Source organism: Candidatus Nomurabacteria bacterium, assembly GCA_023898465.1.
Classification (GTDB): Bacteria; Patescibacteriota; Patescibacteriia; order HK-STAS-PATE-3; family HK-STAS-PATE-3; genus HK-STAS-PATE-3.
This window is the reverse complement of sequence record CP060223.1, coordinates 81,761-101,217: the sequence shown is the minus strand read 5'-3', so window position 1 is coordinate 101,217 and position 19,457 is coordinate 81,761. Positions and strand designations below refer to the sequence as shown.

Below are 19,457 nucleotides of genomic sequence, written 5' to 3'. Positions count from 1 at the left end.
AATCTCCCTTCTAGAACCAGAGCCGCTGCCCTAGTTCTGCTATGAGGCCCCAAGCCTCGTCTTTACTCCCTCTTCCGCCACCGAAGATGAAGACAGCCTCGCGATTCCAGAATCCGGGAAACTCTCGCTTCCCAAATACGTGAACGCGCGAAGTGTAGAATCGACCATCGTTGTCCATGAACGAGTCATAGACAAACTCGCCGCCGATCGACCACCAATGCATTCCTTCACCCGACAGCTTGTAGGCATGTCGAGTGCGGAACCAAAGTGCTTTGGTCGTAGTGCCGTAGCTGACATCCTCATCGTTCCACCAGCGACCGATGGGGAAACCCAGCACTCCTTCCAGCTGGACGCCATCCTGCCAGTCGCCAGCCTTATGGTCATACTGCTGACCAATCAGGCCGGTAACCTGGATGTTGTCCCAAGGCCGGTAGAAGAGGCCGACTTGCCAGCGACTCATATCGCCGCCAACACCTCGGTAACTCGTCCGACCACGGAGCTTCTCGTAGTTTGCCTGAGACGTTGCCGCCCCAAACTTGAACGTGAGCTTGTCCACGATCAACGGAAAGTCGATGTAGACGCCCTCGAAGAGCGACCAAGCCTTGGACTCGAGTGACTTACTTCCTGCCACTCCAGCCCAACCATCGATCGGTAGCCTGAAGTGTTTTTCAGGCTCTACTACGATCGGCGGCTCCGTCTCCGCAATGGGAGGTGGTGCTGGGGGCTTCGGAACAGTCAGGGTTGGCGGCGGCAGTGGGCCAGTCGGCTTCGGTGCTTTCAACACACCGACGCCTGACCAGAGCACGGGGTTACCGCACGCCTGAATAACGTGGATCTGATACAGCGTCTGCTCCGGCGTCTCAGCTAGAATAGACACGATCAGCGTATCGGCCCGGGCACCATTCTTCATGGTTTGTCCGGGTTCGACACGTCCCTTGATGATCTTCCCATCCTTATCGAGACAGTAGATCCCGACGGGAAAGTTGAAGGTCGTCTTGAACCAGCCGTCCCGAGCAGCATGTACTGCCAAGGAATCAGCCGGGTAGCCGCTCTTGTACACCGGGTTGCCCCCGATGTTGAGATGCGGCCAGTTCGCAATCACCGAATCCGTCGCGACGTAGTCGATCGGGATTTCGATGACCTGGGCCCGAGCGGACCCAAAGGAGACGAGCGCCAGTAGCGCAAGAACCACATACCAGGTCCGCATGAGACCCTCCTCTGTGAGAATGACTTCTGAATTCAATTGTCAAAGAATGACAATTACTGCAGTACTTCCGGTCCAGAATCGGTTGAGGAATGCTAGGCATTTCTCAAGCCATTCATGTCCATAAGTAGCACAAACGACTAAGGTCGTTGTGGTAAAAATGTTCGTTTTTTAGATGGTTTTACGCATTGGTTAACGGCGAACTTTAGCAGGAAAAGTGCTATTTTGTCAAGCCCTACGAAACATTGCTTCAACAAACATCAGAACTTGAAGACTAGTTACATTTCCATCCTGCCAAGGTAAAAGAAAGCCCCGCCGCGCTTCAACACAAAGTGTTGTAGCGGGCGGGGCAAGAATGTGCAATCGTCAGCGTTCCCAGGGCTGGCGATTAGTAGTTCTCTCCTCCGATCGTACCAGTGCGATTGTCCGTCCCCTGTTGCAGGGTCGGACCCTCGCCAAGGACGAAGGTGAAGTGAACCGTCGGCTCCGAACCAGGATCCTGAAACACTTCGAGGTGCTTCACTTCCTGGCTGCCGATCTTCACCGTGGTGATGATCGGCTTGTCTCCGTCACTCGTATCCCAGACCGACAGAGCCGCCGGACCAGAATGGAGCGTGATCTGCGTGGTTTCCCACTTGCCGCTCACCCGAGGAATCTCGAACGGCTGATTGTCGTTGTAGCCGTCGTAGACACACATCAGGTGGTGATCCTGCGGAATGCGGTTGTTCGTGATCGAGATGGTCGTCTGAATCGGGATGCCTCCGCATCCCTGTTCGATACCACCATCTTCGTGGATGATGAGTCGGTAGACTCGCTTCCCAGCCAACCAACCGCGGTCGGTGAACCAGGTCGTGCTGGCGAAGTACGTATTCACGTTCTCCACCAACTCCGTACAGTCGAGCTGGACCTCTTCACCAACCGGCGTACCGTTCACTTCGCCTTGGGCAGTGATCAAATACGAGGTCGGCAGAGCCCCACTTCCGCGAATCCGGAAAGCGACCTTGTTGCCGCTCGCCTTCAACGCCGGACCCCACCACTCCCAGATACCGTAGTCGGAGCTGTAGATCGCCTCCGGATACATCTGATTCCAGTTCGTGGAAGTTCCCACGATCTGGAGTCCCTGGAAGTCAGCCGGGGCAGGATCGTAGACTCGGTAGTGCACCGTCATCAGCTGATCCCGGTTGTCTTCGAGCTGATACAACTGGAAGCCAGACGAATCCGGCAACAGCTTGACCTGGGCGAAGATCCCCTTCATCTCATCCAGCTGCACGAAATGCTGCGGCTGGATGTCGTTGATGAGGAAGTTGGTGATCTGGACGTTGCCGTCGACCGAAGGAGCGACCGAATACCAACGACCGTTCATGGTCTGGATTTGGACATCGCCGCTGCTCCAGTTCTGCATCTTCCACTCGGTGTCCAGTCGGTCACCGGTGAGGAAGATGTTGCCGATCACCTGCACCGTATTGGTCACCATGAAAGCACTCGAAGCGCCTCCATTGTGCTGGGCCGGTACGCCGCCGATCTGCAGACTGAGCGTGGCTGTGCCATCGCCCGGCAGCTGATCGGTCGGCACATCCTGATCGGGCTGGAACACGATGGGCTCCTGAGCGCAGCCATAGAGACCGGCACCCAGAAGGATGAGAAGCGCGAAGATCGCGCTGATGCGAAGCTTGAACAAGGCTTCCTCCTTGGCTTGCCCCAATTTTTTGTTGTCGGGGCAGGTTAATCCCTAGCCCCAAACAAGTTGATTGGGGCATGGTCAGTTACACAAGCTCATCAGATAGTCGGCGGAGCACGCTTTCGCATGTTGTCCTCCGTGTGCGTTCGGCACAGGTCGCGGACCCTTAGGTCCTTTTGTAGAAATCCTTACGGATCTCCTGACCACCCGACGAGTTATGAGTACTGACCAAGTGGCCAGGATTCGTACATCAGAAATCAACTCCGAGTCTCAGCTCGGCATTGATGTAGTTCCATTCTGGAACACTGCCCTTCCCGCCGCCGACCAGAAGTCGTAGTGGGAAGTGATCACCCAGATGGGTATCCAAGCTGGCAAATGCTCCGTAGTGAGATCGATTGAAGCGCGTCCCAAGTGCAGACACGTAGTAGTAGCCGTCCTGTGCTACGAGTTCGTAGTTCAGGTTAGCTAACTCTCCGCCCATCTGCAGCCGGCTACGATAGCCGACTTGGAAAGCAAGCCCCGACCGTAGTCGAGTCCAAACTTCCTTCGCGTCGTTATCCCGCTGCTCTGCTTCCAACTCGTGATGCAGGAACCAGGTTTGTAGCCTGGATTCGAAATGCACGAGCTGAATGCTTTGCCCGGACGAACTCATCTCACCAAATGTCAATCGAGCGTACTCGACCGACAATCGATGTATAGGAGCTGTCCGGTAACAGAGCCCGACTCCCCAGCCCTGCGATGGATCGAGATCCTTCGCTTCGTGCCGCTCCCAACGTCCGGTCAAACCAAGGTGTTGGTTCAGCCAAAGCGATGGAATCACTTGATGAGTGAAGATGTTCTCGGGTTTCACACCGAGGAACTCCGTCCTCAAATCAAGCTGCCCGCGAATGAAGGGGTGATGGATGATGTGCTCACCCTCAACCCGTCCAGTCGATGGCGCAGAGGACACGGGCGTGTTTCTCACCACCGGCGTCGTCTTGATCGCTTCACCCTGCTGCTGCGGTGTCGCAGTCACAGGAGCAGAAGTGACAACCGTCGCTTGCTCGGGACCACGTTCCAATACCAAGAGTTTGGTGTTGTTGGGGACGTAGACCGGATCGCTATTCAGCCAGATCGGATACGCGAATCGCTCCGCGTAGCTCGCCTGCTTATTCGAGAGGAGATAGAGCAACTGGTAGTACGCTCCACCATCGTCCCGACGCAGCTCCGTCGCCACCACCTTTGCCTCACTCGGAAGTGAGTAGGTGCGGAGACTCCGATCGGCAAACACGAATGTCGCCGGCACCGGACACGGGAAGTGTGCTACCACCGTGCCAGCTGGCAGCTGTGGTAGAGCTTCGGGAAAGGTTGATGCGAAAAACGCACCCAGCTCCAACACCGGCGGACCGGGTCGGAGATTCTGATACTCACCTGCATGCGCCGCATTGGCCACGAAGATGAGCCAAAGGCACAACGCCATGGTCAAACAGCGCATACGGAAACCTCCAAGTTTATCTCGTCGTATGCAGGAACCAGTCCTGATACGTTCAATTGTCAACGTTCAGAGTACGGGTCTCGCACTCATTCCGGGATGGAAGCTCTTCCATCCCTTGAGAATGCACGACGTGTTAGAGATCGTCTTCCTCTTCATCGATGCCCGGTAGGCTCGGAGGCGGAGTCGACTTCATACGTATTTCATGCAAAGTCTTTCGCGCACTTGGCGCTGCTCCACTCATATCATTTTCAGTACGACGAATTGCTGGCGCGGCTTCTTTTGCTTTTGGCAAAGGAAGGAGGGCGACAATTCCAACACCGGCAATGATGCCAAAGAAAAGCGCGGCTACGGTAGTACCAAGAATGTTTGGTTGCACAGGCCATTGCTTGGTATAGACATCATCTACTACCTTCACAATGATATTTGCCTTACCGTGAAACTCTTGACTCTCGGTGGTAAGTACTTGCGCCACGCCGCGGGCAATCACCGCTGCCTGCTCTTTATTCTTGTGCAGCACGGTGACTGTTAAGATTCCAGATTGCTGAGAAATAGATGCATGGGCAGTTTTTTGCCAAGCTAAGCGACGCTCTTCCGGATTTGTGCCGAAATCATCAGTAATTGGAAAGTCGGTTGCCAGCACCTTATCAAAGAATGAACTGGTGCTAATAACATCAACTAAGCCTTTACCAACCTGTTCAGTGGCGCGAAGTGCAGAGAGTAAATCTTGATTCTCTGACTGCTGCTGAATAATAAGCAGCTCCACACGTGCCTGATAAAGAAAAGGTTGAGTTAAGAGCACGCCGTAGCTCATCGCCAGAGCCAATAACACCACGATGCTGACCACGCCTTTGCGGCGTAGTAATTTGCTTGTAAAAGTTGTTGATTGCGTAGATTCCATACTATTTTCCTCGTGGGTTATGACCGCTGCTAATCTCGACACCATCAGAGAATCCATCATTATCAGTGTCAGGATTTTGACTATCAGTGCGATAGACATAAATTTCTACAGCGTCATCCACACCATCATTATCTAAATCAGAGCCGCTTAGTGGGAATTCTCCACCAGTTAAGCCTTTTGGACTTGCCACGTGCTGGCCGGCCAGTAATTGCTCGTTGTAGTCCTCGGTAATGGTGTAGGTAAGCGTGTAAAACTCAATCGGCTCACCAATTGGGACATAACGATAGGCGGAAAATCCAGTGCTCGGATCGCTTGGGCCTGATAAGTAGGCCGGAACTAAGCCTTGCAGCGTCTTAGGATAGCTTTTGCGATCCTCGTTATACTCTTTCAATGCTGCAACAATACTTTGCACTTCTTCGATCCGCTTTTGCGGAGAAAGCACAACCACAGTATTTTGACTGGCTTTTTCCTCATTTTTGGCTTGTTCTAGCGAAATTATGCCAAAAAAGCGGGTAATGAGTAGCGCGAGCTCGAGTGCTACGAGAACGCTTAAGCCCAATATTGCGATGACTTGTAGGGTGTTCTTTTGCATAGGTGATAAGTTAACCGCGAATACTACATGAAAAACCCTATCTTGTCAAGGGATAGCCTAAAATAAAGAAATACTCCTCCGCGCAAGCTGCGAAGAGGAGCATTGTGGCTGCTAGGCAGCCTTGTTGATAGGGACGGAAACCTCGTAGGTCTCGCCGATCTGATGGCCCTGCTGGCAGACGTCATCGCCGTCAGCAAACTGGGTATGGCAAACCGAACAGCGAGATCCGCCTTCCTGTACACAGTGGATGTGTACACTCTGGACTTCGCTTCCCTGCGCTACAGACTGATTCATCCGTGTCACTCCTTGTCAAAGAGTTGTGGTTCGCCTGCGGATCAAAGAACTAGATAAAGTATGCCAAAACACCCCTTTTTGTCAACCCTGTCACCCACAAATGACAAGATCAAAGAGTATAAATAAACGAGTATATATTTAGCTAATTTTTTTGATCCCGCTTTGGTCGATGTTCTGGATCGTACATGTTCAACATATTATTGAACAGTTCACTAAAGGCATCATTTATCTTATCGCCCTTCATGGGCAAGCGATAATGGTAGTCACCATGCGATACTCGTGACATACCTAGCGCAAGCACCTCAAAAGGCCGGCTTAACCAGCGCGCTAATAAAAAGGCGGCTAAAATAATAATTGGCACGACAAGCAGCATCGCAATTCCAACATTCCTTGCTAACTCTGCGCGTCGTTCTTTAATTAGCTCCGCTTTCATGTCTACACCCACAACTGCAACTGCTTGTCCTTTTGCATTACGTAAAGGTGCGTACCCTGACAACCACGATCCCCATTTATCATAAGTAATATTTTTGTCTGCAGTAGGGGCAAGTAAGCCTTTTTCTAATTCTGGAGAATTTGTGGCGTCATATAATTCTGTTAAATAAGCTTTTTCTTCGCTTTCATCAATAATACCATCATTATTCTCATCTTCAGTATCTTTACCACTTACAATAAATTGAAAAATATGCGCTGTTTGAGTAGGGCGTAATGTATACACATCGTCAAAGCCCGGATTTGCATCTAAAATTGCCTTCAATAATGTCTGAACTTCAAGATATTCATCGCTTTCTTGTTGATCTCTCGAAATAAGAGCCTCATGCGCAGTAATTGGTATTTTTCTAGCAACCCTAAAAGCAGCTTCCTGCAATTCTTGCTGGCGTTCTTGCAATATCTGGTTACTACGGAATGAAAAAGCAAATATACCAGCGGCGATTAAGGCGAGTAACAAAAAAAGCGAAATAAATATAAAGACCTTTCGCTGATACTCTTCACGAATTGTTATTGCGTGATCGGACATCCCCCTAATATATTTACCGAAAAAGTATACCATAGCATATAAAAAACAGAAAGAGCCTCTGTGTGAGACCCCTTCTGATTTACGAAGACGAAAAAAGACTAGCGCTTACGCTTAGTCGTCTTACGCTTTGTTGTTTTGCGCTTGGTTGTCTTTCGCTTTGTAGTTTTTTTTGCTACCTTGCGGCGTACTACCTTTCGCTTTGCAGGCTTCTTGGTCTTGCGCTTTGTTGCGCGCTTCTTTGTTGCCATATCGCCACCCCCTTTCATGTGCGATGTATTCAATATACTCTCATTAAAAAAGTCATCCGAAATCTTGTCAAGTACATTGTACACAAAATATACAACAAATTACATTTGTACACAACAACACATAAAATATTTTTTACATAATGTACGCAAAAAAATATTCACACAAAACTCATTACATATAAAAAAACGCGCAAATAAAAAAATAATTCGCAAGATTTTACGAAATACTACAACATTATTTCATTTAATTGTGTAGCTCCTTCCCAATACAAAACTACTTATACTCCATCCAGTTTTGCAATTGAACGAACACGATGCAGTAATTCCACTGGATGTTCATGAATATAGTCGCCATCAATCACGTGGGCGATTTTTTTGGTCACATAGGCATGCAGGCGATCAAGTAATTCATGTCGGTAGTGATGTGGCGCAAAAAGATAAATCGCTTTATAGGGCCGCTTTTTTTCCAAAGCTAAACCGCCCTGACTTACTTTTTTGGCAAACTGATAATAAAGCCCCTCTTGGCCGAGTGGTGACTTAACAAGCCTACCTTTGCGGGGAATTTTTTTACGACGACCGCCGCTGGCTAATCTACCTTCACTCGGGTCAGGATGAATTGCCATCTCTTCCAGCTCGTTAATCTCACCATTGGAAACTTCAAAAAACTTCGCGTGTTCCTTATCGGTCACGATAAATAGTGCGCGCTGACGACGGAATTGTGGCAAGTTTAAACTAATATGCATGGTAGCTATATCATAGCACTCCCCAATCTTGAAGAAAAGAAAAAGTCCCGCCTCTTGATTTTGGATCATAGTGATCCTCACTTGAGGCGGGACGTGAATGAACAGTGTGCTTGATCAGACCTCGTCGAACATGTACTTCCCGAAACAGTTAGTGATCCGATCTCTCCAACCAACTGGATCGAGGAAGCGTGCAGCCGCCGCTGCGGTTGAGAGCAGACTGTTGCCGTCCTGCGGAGTGAACGCGAAACCAGTGATCTCATTCCCGTTCACTACCAAGGTCTTCACTGGAATGACCGTCTGGTCGAGTACTCGACCGTAGAACCCGTCGTCGCGCGCTTCCGAGAAGGCCTGTCCCGTGTTGCAGTACTCAGTAGTTGCCACGAGAGGACGCTCGCGAATTGCTGCGATGATTTCTTCATGACTCGGTGGACGCTCAACCTCGAGGAAGAAATGCAAGACATGCATGTACTGGGTCGGTGTCTGCAGTGCTGAAGAAAACAGGTCGTAATCAACGCCCATGGTCTGAAGAACCCGCCAAGCATCGTAGGCGTGGTGTGTACCGAAGTGTCGATCGCCCCGAAGCTCCTTGTGCTTATCGACCTTGGGAGCAGAAACATTGTCCGGTTGACTGATGTCCGTCGCGCGGCGAATCATCACGAAACGACCCTTGATCCTGCCCACTCCGAGCTTCCCGAAGAGATCAAGTAGCACGAGGAGGTTATGCGTGTTACACGACACAACCTGGACGTACTTGTGTGCGTTCGGATCAACCTGTTCGTTGTTGATGTCCAACGCAAAAGGCTGGCCAAAGCCCTCTTCTGAACCCTGGGCGATGAAGCCGAGGGTACTGTCTTCGTGGGCTGGATACCAGGGTGGGCACTCAACCACCACACCCTTCTTGTTCACCGCTCGACCAGTCTTGTGTGCGTTGCCGGCTGGCGTGCAGTCTATCACCACGTCAGCCCAGGCTAACGCCTCATCGCGCGTCATCTGCGGCTCCAGGCCATAGCGATGGAAATCATCCCTCGCCTCTTCATCACAGACCAAGAGCGCACCACGATCAACTAGTCGACGAATCGAAGGCGTGGTATCGGCTTGCGGAGTCCGCTTGTGAAAAGCAACCTGACTGATACCAAGACCTTCCATTCTCTTGGTGAGCAAACCGATGAGCGGCTTGCCGATCGTTCCCGTCCCAACCACGAGTACGTTTCCCATGACTCTTCACTCCCGGATCAACATCCTTATAGCATGTCAACGTTCCAAACACGCACAGTCCCCCCGTGCGTTGCATGTCTCCATCCTAGAAGGTATTGAGTCAGTGGACAACCAAGTTATCCACAAGAGATGTATACGCATGTCAACTCGGTTGCTATACTTATTTTGTGAAAAAAATCTCAACGCGTAAAAAGAATTTAAATCAGCACACGACTTTTCTAGGCTGTGATGATTGGGAGTTAAATTATTTTCGTTCCAAGTTCCGTGCAACGCCTGCTTCGTTTCTCAAGCAGGTAACTTTGCCTCCGTCACAGCGTGCAATCGGTGAAAAAACTACTGTGCTATCTGTTTTTATCACCACACCGATTGATGAAGCGCTGCTTAAGCAATTTCCGAATGTTAAATATATTGCCACTCGATCAACTGGTTATGATCATTGTGAAAGCACGTTACTCAAAGAGAGGGGTGTAAAGGTAGCCAACGTGCCAAGTTACGGCGAAAACACAGTGGCGGAGATGGCTTTTGCTTTGTTGTTAAGCATGACGAGAAAAATTCATCCGACATATTGCCGCATTCAGGATGGAAATTGTTCTCGCGATGATTTACGTGGTATAGACTTGCGTGGTAAAACACTTGGCGTTGTCGGCGCTGGTCGCATTGGCCAACATGCAATTCGCATGGGCTTAGGTTTCGGTATGAAGGTGCTCGCCTATGATCCTAAACGTAACGCACAACTGGCAAAAGAATTAGGCTTTCAATATGCTAACCTCAGCAGCTTAGTTAAAAAATCTGACGTGCTCACTGTACATGCGCCATATTTCCCAAGCACGCATCACATTTTAAATAAGAAAAATCTCAGCCAATGTAAAAAAGGTATGTACCTGATTAACACTGCTCGCGGAGAACTCATCGAAACTGAAGCACTGTATCGCGGTATAAAAAATGGAAGTATTGCCGGAGCAGGATTGGATGTACTAGAAGATGAAGCGAGTGTGTTGAAACCATCCTGGAAGCCTGCAAATAAACAAGAAGCACGAATTGCTCAGATGAATGCTGAGTTGATTCGACATCCAAATGTGCTCTACACACCTCATAATGCATATAACACAACCGAGGCAATTCAGCGCATCGCTGATACGACGATAGATAACATTCTTTCTTTTCTCCGACAAAAGCCAAAAAACCTAGTAATTTAGCAGAAAGTCTTTTTTGTTCACTCGCGAAGGGTTGACCTCGCACCAGAATCGGTGCGCGATACAACCCTATACCCAATGTGGTATGGGGTTGACAGAGTCTAGACAATACGTTCTCAGACACGTACACTAGACCCTACGTGAAATCACATCAATTGAAAGGAGGTGATTGCATGTTCAAATTCGACGGAGAAGAGAACCAGACTCCAATGGAAGGTGGCGAAACCACAGAAGAAAACGCTGGTGACGCTGATATGGGTGAGGCTGGTGGCGAGAACGCCTAACCTGATAGATACGAAAACGGAAGCAATTACATGCGTCCGTTTTCGTTTATTCGTTTTTGGAAAAATTATTCGTAGCGCAGAGCGTCCAAAGGATTGAGTTTAGACGCACGACGAGCAGGATAAACACCAGTCAAGAAACTCACCAACACGATAATTGAGAAAATGACAACAATGAGCAAAAATGGAGTGAAGAAAATATCAACTGATTGACCACCATAACGATTCGCCAAATAATTTACTACCACGTTGGCAATTTCACCTAAGGAATATCCTATTAATATTCCCAAGCTTCCACCTGAAAATCCAATCAAAAATGACTCGCTCAAGAAAAGTCGGTACACATCCTTACTCGGTGTGCCTAACGCCTTCATGATTCCTACTTCACGCGTACGTTCAAGTAAAGAAACGGTTAAGGTGTTAAATGCGCCCAAGGATGCGACCAACATGGCAATAAAGCCAAATCCAGCCATGACTATTTCAAAGACCAGGAAGATACGATCAATCTGACCAACAGTATCAGCCACTGAATCAACTTGATACCCTAGCCCTTCAATTTCTTGGCGGACACCGACCAGATTATCTCTATTATCTACTTTTACGCGCGCTAAATCATAATTTTCTGGTTGCGTAATTTCCAAGATGCTAATAGGTAAATACGCTAGAGTTAATTCATCATCCACGACTCCAATGACCTCCACATCAAAATCAACTACTTCAGGGGCCGGTGGGGGTAGATTTGGATCAAGTGGTGCGCCATTCTCATCAGTCGTTTGCTCTACTGAAACGCTATACGTAACTGTTTTGCCAATTAAAGAAGCAAAGTCCTCAACACCAAGCAATTCAGCTGCCGTAGTGCTAATAACTGTTTCATTGCCATCAGGGATTGAAAAAACTCGACCAAAAGCCGGTGTTATACCTTCTAGCCCTACATACTCCGGTTGAATGCCAAACATGGCAATATCAGTGACTGACCCGGTATAGGCTACCTGACCAGAAATACTGTACGAGGGACTTACATCAAGCACGTGAGGAATCTCTTTAAAGCCAGCAATGCGATCATCATCAATTTGTAGCAAGGTTGAGGTGCCGGTACTTACATCAAGTATGGTAAGCGCTTCCAGATTAGTTACCTGTGAGGTAATGAGGCGCTGTAAGCCAAAACCAAGCGAAACCAAGAAAACAATTGAGCTGATACCGATTGCCATACCTCCAATTGTCAAAAAGCTACGCAGCTTACGTTTGCGCAAATTTTGTGTTGAGAGAAAAGCAATATAGCTAAACTTCATACTCTACTTCTTCTTTGTGCCGAATGATTGTTCACCTTCTAATACACGACCATCTCGTACATAAATAGTATGGGTCGCATAGCGAACATATTCAATGTTATGAGTAACCATGATTACAGTTTTCTTATCCTTTTCTCGCAATTCGGTAAATATATTCATCACGCGCTCAGCTGAATCAGTATCCAGGTTTCCTGTAGGCTCGTCAGCAATAACAATGTCTGGATCCATTATTAAGGATCGAGCAATTTCGCACTTCTGTTGTTGTCCACCAGAGAGTTCGCTTGGCGCATATTCAGCATGATCGTCCATACCAAAGCGCTTTAGAAGTTCGATTGCCTTAGGAATTGCTTCTGTCATGGAATGATTTGCAATAGCTAAAGGAAAGGCTACATTTTGTACGATATTCAAAGCTTTTATCCAGTCAGGACGCTGGTATACCACGCCGTAATTCTGTAAACGAAAAGCTGCCAACTTATCAGAGCTGAGTGTAGTGAGATCTTCATTCGCAACCAAAACTTGACCGGAGGTGGGGCGCTCTAAACCAATTATGGTATTCAAAAGCGTCGACTTTCCTGATCCAGATGGTCCGAGAATAATGATAAACTCCTGTGGTTCAATTCGTGCGTTAATATCTTTAAGGACACGAATCGTATTCTTCCCCACTCGGAATTCTTTGATAATATTTTTGAGTTCGATAATCGGTTTTTTTCTGCTTTGCTCAGCCATGTCGGTCTGTATTTTTTACTTGAATACTATACCATAGATTAAAGAATTCTTAAAACCCCCCAATATTGGTAAACCAGGCAAAGGTGTCTTCCAGGTTGCCAATGACCAGTTGGAGGAAGGAATCTCTCCGACGGGTGGTAAGCACTCGGTAGGTATCAGAGTCAGTACTATTCCCTGCTTTGTCAACGGCAATAGCCTGAATATTGTAGGTTCTCGCTGGTTCTAGGTCTGAGACGACAAGGAGGTGATCATAGACTAACTCTGGGTTCACATCTGATTCAGAGGAAAGGTTATTTCCTTCACCAAAGCGGACTTGGGAAGAGGTAGGCTCATTGGTGGTCCAGCGGACAATGATCTGCACACGAGAGAGCTCACCTGAGCCAATGGTATTGGACTCTACCTGCACATTACTCACGACTGGAGGGGTAGTATCTTCCAGGGTACGGAACTCTTGCTCATCTGAGATGGCTTCGTAGCCAAATTGGTCAGTGCCTCGGACTTGGAATTGGTAAATGGTGGCATCGTCGAGGCCAAAGAGAAGGACGGAGTGTTCCGTGGTCAGGACCGTATTACCTTGGGTCTTGGCTGGAGTAGTTTCGTTGTAATATTCCACTTGGGAGGTGGTGGGGACATTGGTAGTCCATTGCACTTCGGTCTCGCCTTCGGCTTGATTAGCCCAGGTGATGTTCTCGACCCGGGGGAAGGTCAGGGTGGTGAAGGTGTAGTTACCACTCGCCGGGTTATTGCCAGTAATATCCACTCCTGTTGGCTTAAAATTGTATGTGGTATCGTCAGTTAAATTCTCTAAATGTACGGTATGGGTTGTTGTGAGTGATCCTGAAGTGTCAGTAATAGTCTGTCCATAACCAGTCGTAGTACCATACTCAAGTGAAGTTGTGGTCGCTTTATTTGTTGTCCAATTAATATATGCATCATAGAGGCGAATATCTGAGACAAGCACTTCAGAAACAAAAGGTGCCTCCAAGGTAGTAAAGGTAGTGATGCTCGAGAGGGCTACATTGCCATCTTGGTCACGTGAACGAATGCGATAGTAATAAGTCGTTTCTGGTTGGAGTCCTTCGAGTTGGACGGAATGATCGTCAGTCTCATCGATTGTACCCTGTTCCTCCCCTAAAGAAGAATTCGTCCCGTACTCAACATGCGAGTCTGCGTCTCGATCGGTTTCCCAGGCAATGCCTGCTTCAAATGAATCCGGGGTTACATTTGGACCCTTCGTAATCTCCGGTGGAGTGGTATATCTCCCCTCAGGGATATCTGAGACGGTGGTCGAAGGAGCTGAAGCAGCGCCGGCGGAGTCTTTGGCTTTCACTTGGTAGTAATACTCCGTCGTATTGTCGAGATCGACGTCCAGGTAGCCAGTCGAGGTAATGTTGGCCACGGTGGAGAAGCTGTCTCCATCAGTGGAACGGAGAATCTCGTAGGTCACCGCGTCATCTTCCAGGCTACCGGCTTGTTCAGTGGTCACTGCTTTCCACTTCAAGGCAATAGAGTAGTCTTCAGTTTCTCGGTTCGAGGCATCGGTAATGATGAGGCCGGTGGGGATGGCAGGAGCGGGGGTCGTGGCAGTGAAAGCGACTGCAGCATAGTTGTCGTAGTTCACATTGTTCGCTTCATCAATAGCGACAAGGTAGAAGACGTTCTCCCCTTGTCTCGTGGCATATGCGCCAGGGCCAAGCTCTTGCTGAGCAGTGAAGGAGGTATTCGTACTGGTGGGGACATCATTCACACTGTAGAAGTAGCCTTGAATAGTGACTCCAGCATCACTGGGGGGATCCCAGGCAAAGGTAAAGGAGTTTCGGGTATTACTCTCTGGGTCCACACTGAGGTTGGTCGGAGCTGACGGTGCATCAGCAGTGGTAAAGGAGAGGACTGAAGAATAGCCGGTATTACTGTCTTGGTCAGTGTATTTCGTACGATAGTAGTAGGTGGTGGCTGGCTCAAGATCGAGGAGGGTGACACTGTGACTCGTCACAAAGTCATCTTGGCCCATGATGCGATCAAGGGTATCTGCAGCAGTGCCAAACTCCACAAAGGAGCTGCCTTCGCGATCAGTCAGCCACTCGACGGTGGCCGACTGGATGTAGGCCTCAACCCCTGGGGAGCCAATGAGTTCTGGGGGTTCAGTGAAGCGGCCTTCTGGACGCATGGAAACAATAGAAGAGGTCGCTGATTGGGCTCCGGCATTGTCGGCTGCCTTCACGCGGTAGCAGTAGGTCGTGGTATTGGAAAGATTCGGATCAAAGTAGCCTTCAGCGGTGGTGGTGGCATGCTGGACCCAGGTACCTGAACCATCACTGCAGCCGATAGTGGTTGAGCGGTCAATGACGTAGTGATCAATACCTGAGCCTTCGTTCTCTGGAGCATCCCAGGTGAGGGTGAGGGAATACTTGTTCTGGGCCCGAATGGATGAGTCTGTCAGGGTCACACCAGTTGGAATACCTGGAGCAGTGGTATTGGCGGTGAACTCAACTGCAGCGTAGGAGTCCCATTCCACGTTGCCAGCCGTGTCTTTGGCGACGACATAGAAGATGTTCGTGCCTTGTTGGGTGGCAAAGGCACCAGGACCGACACTGAGGTTGGTCGTTGCGGTCGTGTTACTTGCCGTGGGTAAGGCATTTACCGAGTAATGGTAGGTGGCAATCGGATTGGAGTAGGAGGCGGGAAGTAGCCAGGTAAAGGTAAAGGAGTTGGCCGTGTTCTCTGTGGGGTCCACCTCGAGTCCTTGCGGTGGTGAAGGCGCATTGGCAGAGTAGTAGTAAGAGACCTGGGTGTAGAAGGTGGGGAGGTTGCCAGCGATATCTTTACTTCTCACGTAAAAGATATTGGCTCCTTCTTGGTAGGCAGTAATACCCGTGACTGAGGTGGAGGCGGTACAGGTTTCGACATAGCCATCTTCTCCGGTCTTGTAGCAGTATTCAGCAATACCAGAGCCACCCGCATCGGAGCCGGTATTCCAGGTGAAGTCAAAGTCATTCACATTGGTAAAGCCAGCCGGATCAGGCAGGATACCAGAGGGATTGGCTGGTGGGGTGGCGTCGTACCAATATTCAAATACCGAGAAGGTTGCAGAAACATTCCCAGCAGTGTCACGAGCCTTCACTCGTAAAGAATACTTTTGATTGCTTGTTAACGACACTGCAGTATACTCTGCAGTAGTCACATAGGAACCAGCGCTTGGATCGCAACTGCTAGTTCCAAAGCAAACATAATACCCATCAATACTAGAATCTCCATCTATGGCATCATCCCAAGTAAAGTATGGAGTTGGGTAGTTATACCAGGTAGTTTGAGAGATGACATCTCCACCCTCTTCATCATACCCAGCTCCGTTAACCGGCGATGGTGGTGATGGGGCGTCGTTGTCTTCCTGATAATGAAAAGCAAAATCCTGCACTGAAGGGTTGGCTAAGCCATCACTTGAGGTAAATGAAATGCGTAACTGAAAATACTTATTCACACTGGAGGGTAAAACCCCGCTTCCACTATTTAAAGCATCCATCTGTCCTTTGGTCAGCGTATATGCACCAGAGCTCGTTGGCGAGCCAAGTGAGTAATATGTTGCTGACGCTAGATTAGCAATAGATGAAGCACTACGTAGCTCAAAGCTAAGTGTCGAATGAGAAGGATCGCTCATCGTTACGTTTGCGGTAAATGCTGTATCACTATCACCGCCACCACTCCCCCAGGCAAAGATGCGAGCAAGATTTATAAATGCGTCATCCCCTGTATCAGTTTGATTTGAAGCAAAGGTACCAATAGGAGTAAGTGATCCAACTTCACCTCCATCAGTAACAGATAAAGTAGGAGAAGTAACTAAAGCTTCATTAGCATATCGAAAATACTCAGCTGAACTATAGTCACCAAGATATATTTCCCCGGTCTTCCAGTTATAATCAATAAAAGTTGGATTCGACATCCCACTAGGGTGAGTTTCAGTATTTGTACCAGTCCCGCCAAAATTCCCAAAGTCAACTTCCTCTGTACCATCAGGCAAGCTCCATCGTCGCCATCCATCACTATAACTCACCATTACGAGATAGTCGTTGCTCATAGTAAAGCCATGATTATCTACTGAGTGATAGGTTCCACCTAGGGTGATATCATCTAACCAAGTGAGCGTGTTACCACTAATAGTGTAGCGACGCAGAATCATACCGCCAGATGCATACTGCACGGTACCAATCCGATCGCTCGAATCAGTCACAAGATTATGATTCATCCAGGATTGACCTGATAAAAGTGGATGTCCACCTGGAATACTCAATGGAGATAATGTTGAGCTATCCCAGTCATACGCATAAAGATTATTACTTAAGTCTCGACCAATAACCCGTCCATCAGCAAAACCGAGTCCTCTATTTGCACCACCAATACTCACTGTCTTAGTGCCAACTAATGACCCATCAAGGTTAAGTTTTGATAACTGAGACCCATTTGACATGTAAACGTAGTCACCGTCAGTAGCAATACCAAGGTTTGTAACTCCACTTGTTAAAACTTGGTTAGCGGTTGTATGCATGCTGAGTACCGTCTTTACGTTACCCACCGTACTTGGCGGAGTTGAGGACTCACTTGAGTACCCGTAGTACACATAATAATCACTACTTGATCCACCACTTCCCGCGATAGTGGCCTGAATAGCAAAAACAGTCGAACTAGTACTTTCGTAGACACGATCAAGCTCTTCATTACTCGAGCCGTTCCAATATACTACTCGCCAGTCATTACGATCTGAACGCAACTTCCCTGCTGTCTCAAGCGCCGAAGTATCAATGCTGATGGTAGCTGTTGTGCCTACTTCAGCAGTTCCAGCAGAATCATTTGTAACCGTAAGTTGTCGACGATATTGATAGTTTGCGTCCCACCAATTTTCCGCTCCTCCAGACAGTTTAATTTCGTCATTACTCACATCAACATCAGTTAATACCCCTCCACTAAAATCGCTACTCAGCGTAAAGGTCTCGGTATTATTTGTTGGAACCGCTTGTAGGTATGGAATAGCTACCCCAAACACTGAAGCAAAAACAAGAACCGTCAAGGTGAGAATAACTTGAACGTGATATCTTGACTTATATCGTGATAATTTTGAATGACGTGAGTTTTTCCGACTTACTCTCGGAGTTAATCCTTTATGTCCTACGCTAAAATGTCGCATCCGTCGACTCATCACAACCCCCCAATATTGGTAAACCAGGCAAAGGTGTCTTCCAGGTTGCCAATGACCAGTTGGAGGAAGGAATCTCTCCGACGGGTGGTAAGCACTCGGTAGGTATCAGAGTCAGTACTATTCCCTGCTTTGTCAACGGCAATAGCCTGAATATTGTAGGTTCTCGCTGGTTCTAGGTCTGAGACGACAAGGAGGTGATCATAGACTAACTCTGGGTTCACATCTGATTCAGAGGAAAGGTTATTTCCTTCACCAAAGCGGACTTGGGAAGAGGTAGGCTCATTGGTGGTCCAGCGGACAATGATCTGCACACGAGAGAGCTCACCTGAGCCAATGGTATTGGACTCTACCTGCACATTACTCACGACTGGGGGGGTAGTATCTTCCAGGGTACGGAACTCTTGCTCATCTGAGATGGCTTCGTAGCCAAATTGGTCAGTGCCTCGGACTTGGAATTGGTAAATGGTGGCATCGTCGAGGCCAAAGAGAAGGACGGAGTGTTCCGTGGTCAGGACCGTATTACCTTGGGTCTTGGCTGGAGTAGTTTCGTTGTAGTATTCCACTTGGGAGGTGGTGGGGACATTGGTAGTCCATTGCACTTCGGTCTCGCCTTCGGCTTGATTAGCCCAGGTGATGTTCTCGACCCGGGGGAAGGTCAGGGTGGTGAAGGTGTAGTCGCTACTCTCTGGAGCATTCCCGCTCTCGTCGAAACCAGTAGGACGGAAATGATACAGTGTATCATCGGTTAAGCTATCAAGCTTCACAATATGGTTCGTGGTAAGGGACCCAGAAGTATCTGCGAGACTTTGGCCGTATTGCTCAGTCGTACCATATTCCAAAACCGTTGTTGTTGCCTTGTTTGTTTTCCACGCAATAAGCGCATCGTAAAGTTTGATATCAGAAATGACCACATCCGACACCCTCGGTGCCTCCAAGGTAGTAAAGGTAGTGATGCTCGAGAGGGCTACATTGCCATCTTGGTCACGTGAACGAATACGGTAGTAATAGGTCGTTTCTGGTTGGAGTCCTTCGAGTTGGATGCTATGTTCATCAGTTTCATCAATCGTCCCTTGCTCTTCAGTGAGATCTGAGGTGCTGCCATATTCTACGTGGGAATCAGCATCACGGTCAGTACTCCACTCTACCTTGGCTGAGAAGCTGGAAGGAGTAACGTGGGGGCTTTGGTAATCTCCGGTGGAGTGGTATATCTCCCTCAGGGATATCTGAGACGGTGGTCGAAGGAGCTGAAGCAGCGCCGGCGGAGTCTTTGGCTTTCACTTGGTAGTAATACTCCGTCGTATTGTCGAGATCGACATCCAGGTAGCCAGTCGAGGTAATGTTGGCCACGGTGGAGAAGCTGTCTCCATCAGTGGAACGGAGAATCTCGTAGGTCACCGCATCATCTTCCAGGCTACCGGC

Annotated in this window: 14 protein-coding genes; 1 reads left to right on the top strand and 13 read right to left on the bottom strand. The window is 48.7% G+C overall.

Annotated elements, in window-relative coordinates; all coding sequences use genetic code 11:
- Positions 1-10: 10 nt before the first annotated feature.
- The 9 genes from H6760_00415 to H6760_00375 all read right to left on the bottom strand — a co-directional run bounded on the left by H6760_00415 (position 11) and on the right by H6760_00375 (position 9,361).
- On the bottom strand, positions 11-877 hold the full coding sequence (locus tag H6760_00415; protein ID USN53624.1) for a hypothetical protein: 867 nt from the start codon (positions 875-877) through the stop codon (positions 11-13).
- Positions 878-1,592: 715 nt separating this feature from the next.
- On the bottom strand, positions 1,593-2,906 hold the full coding sequence (locus H6760_00410) for a hypothetical protein (protein ID USN53623.1): 1,314 nt from the start codon (positions 2,904-2,906) through the stop codon (positions 1,593-1,595).
- A gap of 226 nt (positions 2,907-3,132) precedes the next feature.
- Positions 3,133-4,356 carry a hypothetical protein gene (locus tag H6760_00405; protein ID USN53622.1) on the bottom strand — a complete coding sequence of 408 codons (1,224 nt, stop codon included), beginning with the start codon at positions 4,354-4,356 and terminating at the stop codon, positions 3,133-3,135.
- A gap of 133 nt (positions 4,357-4,489) precedes the next feature.
- Positions 4,490-5,254: a hypothetical protein gene (locus H6760_00400; protein ID USN53621.1), complete on the bottom strand. Its 765-nt coding sequence runs from the start codon at positions 5,252-5,254 to the stop codon at positions 4,490-4,492.
- Position 5,255: 1 nt separating this feature from the next.
- Positions 5,256-5,846 (bottom strand): hypothetical protein, encoded by a 591-nt coding sequence (locus H6760_00395; protein ID USN53620.1) that lies wholly within the window; start codon positions 5,844-5,846, stop codon positions 5,256-5,258.
- 436 nt (positions 5,847-6,282) lie between these two features.
- Complete coding sequence (locus H6760_00390; GenBank protein USN53619.1) at positions 6,283-7,155, bottom strand: hypothetical protein; 873 nt, start codon at positions 7,153-7,155, stop codon at positions 6,283-6,285.
- Between the two features lie 98 nt (positions 7,156-7,253).
- Positions 7,254-7,403: a hypothetical protein gene (locus H6760_00385; GenBank protein USN53618.1), complete on the bottom strand. Its 150-nt coding sequence runs from the start codon at positions 7,401-7,403 to the stop codon at positions 7,254-7,256.
- Positions 7,404-7,681: 278 nt separating this feature from the next.
- Complete coding sequence (locus H6760_00380; protein ID USN53617.1) at positions 7,682-8,215, bottom strand: host attachment protein; 534 nt, start codon at positions 8,213-8,215, stop codon at positions 7,682-7,684.
- Positions 8,216-8,260: 45 nt separating this feature from the next.
- A complete protein-coding gene (locus tag H6760_00375; protein USN53616.1) occupies positions 8,261-9,361 on the bottom strand; it encodes a hypothetical protein in 1,101 nt (366 codons plus the stop codon).
- A gap of 167 nt (positions 9,362-9,528) precedes the next feature.
- On the opposite strand from H6760_00375, the gene H6760_00370 reads away from it, so the two are divergent.
- Entirely contained in the window at positions 9,529-10,557 is a 1,029-nt protein-coding gene (locus tag H6760_00370) for a hydroxyacid dehydrogenase (GenBank protein USN53615.1), read from the top strand.
- A 346-nt stretch (positions 10,558-10,903) separates the two neighbouring features.
- On the opposite strand, the gene H6760_00365 is transcribed toward H6760_00370, so the two are convergent.
- The 4 genes from H6760_00365 to H6760_00350 are packed head-to-tail and all read right to left on the bottom strand — an operon-like array spanning position 10,904 to position 19,291.
- Entirely contained in the window at positions 10,904-12,124 is a 1,221-nt protein-coding gene (locus H6760_00365; GenBank protein USN53614.1) for an ABC transporter permease, read from the bottom strand.
- 3 nt (positions 12,125-12,127) lie between these two features.
- Entirely contained in the window at positions 12,128-12,850 is a 723-nt protein-coding gene (locus H6760_00360; protein USN53613.1) for an ABC transporter ATP-binding protein, read from the bottom strand.
- A gap of 49 nt (positions 12,851-12,899) precedes the next feature.
- Positions 12,900-18,026 carry a fibronectin type III domain-containing protein gene (locus H6760_00355; protein USN53612.1) on the bottom strand — a complete coding sequence of 1,709 codons (5,127 nt, stop codon included), beginning with the start codon at positions 18,024-18,026 and terminating at the stop codon, positions 12,900-12,902.
- 11 nt (positions 18,027-18,037) lie between these two features.
- Positions 18,038-19,291: a fibronectin type III domain-containing protein gene (locus tag H6760_00350; protein USN54048.1), complete on the bottom strand. Its 1,254-nt coding sequence runs from the start codon at positions 19,289-19,291 to the stop codon at positions 18,038-18,040.
- Between the last annotated feature and the right edge of the window lie 166 nt (positions 19,292-19,457).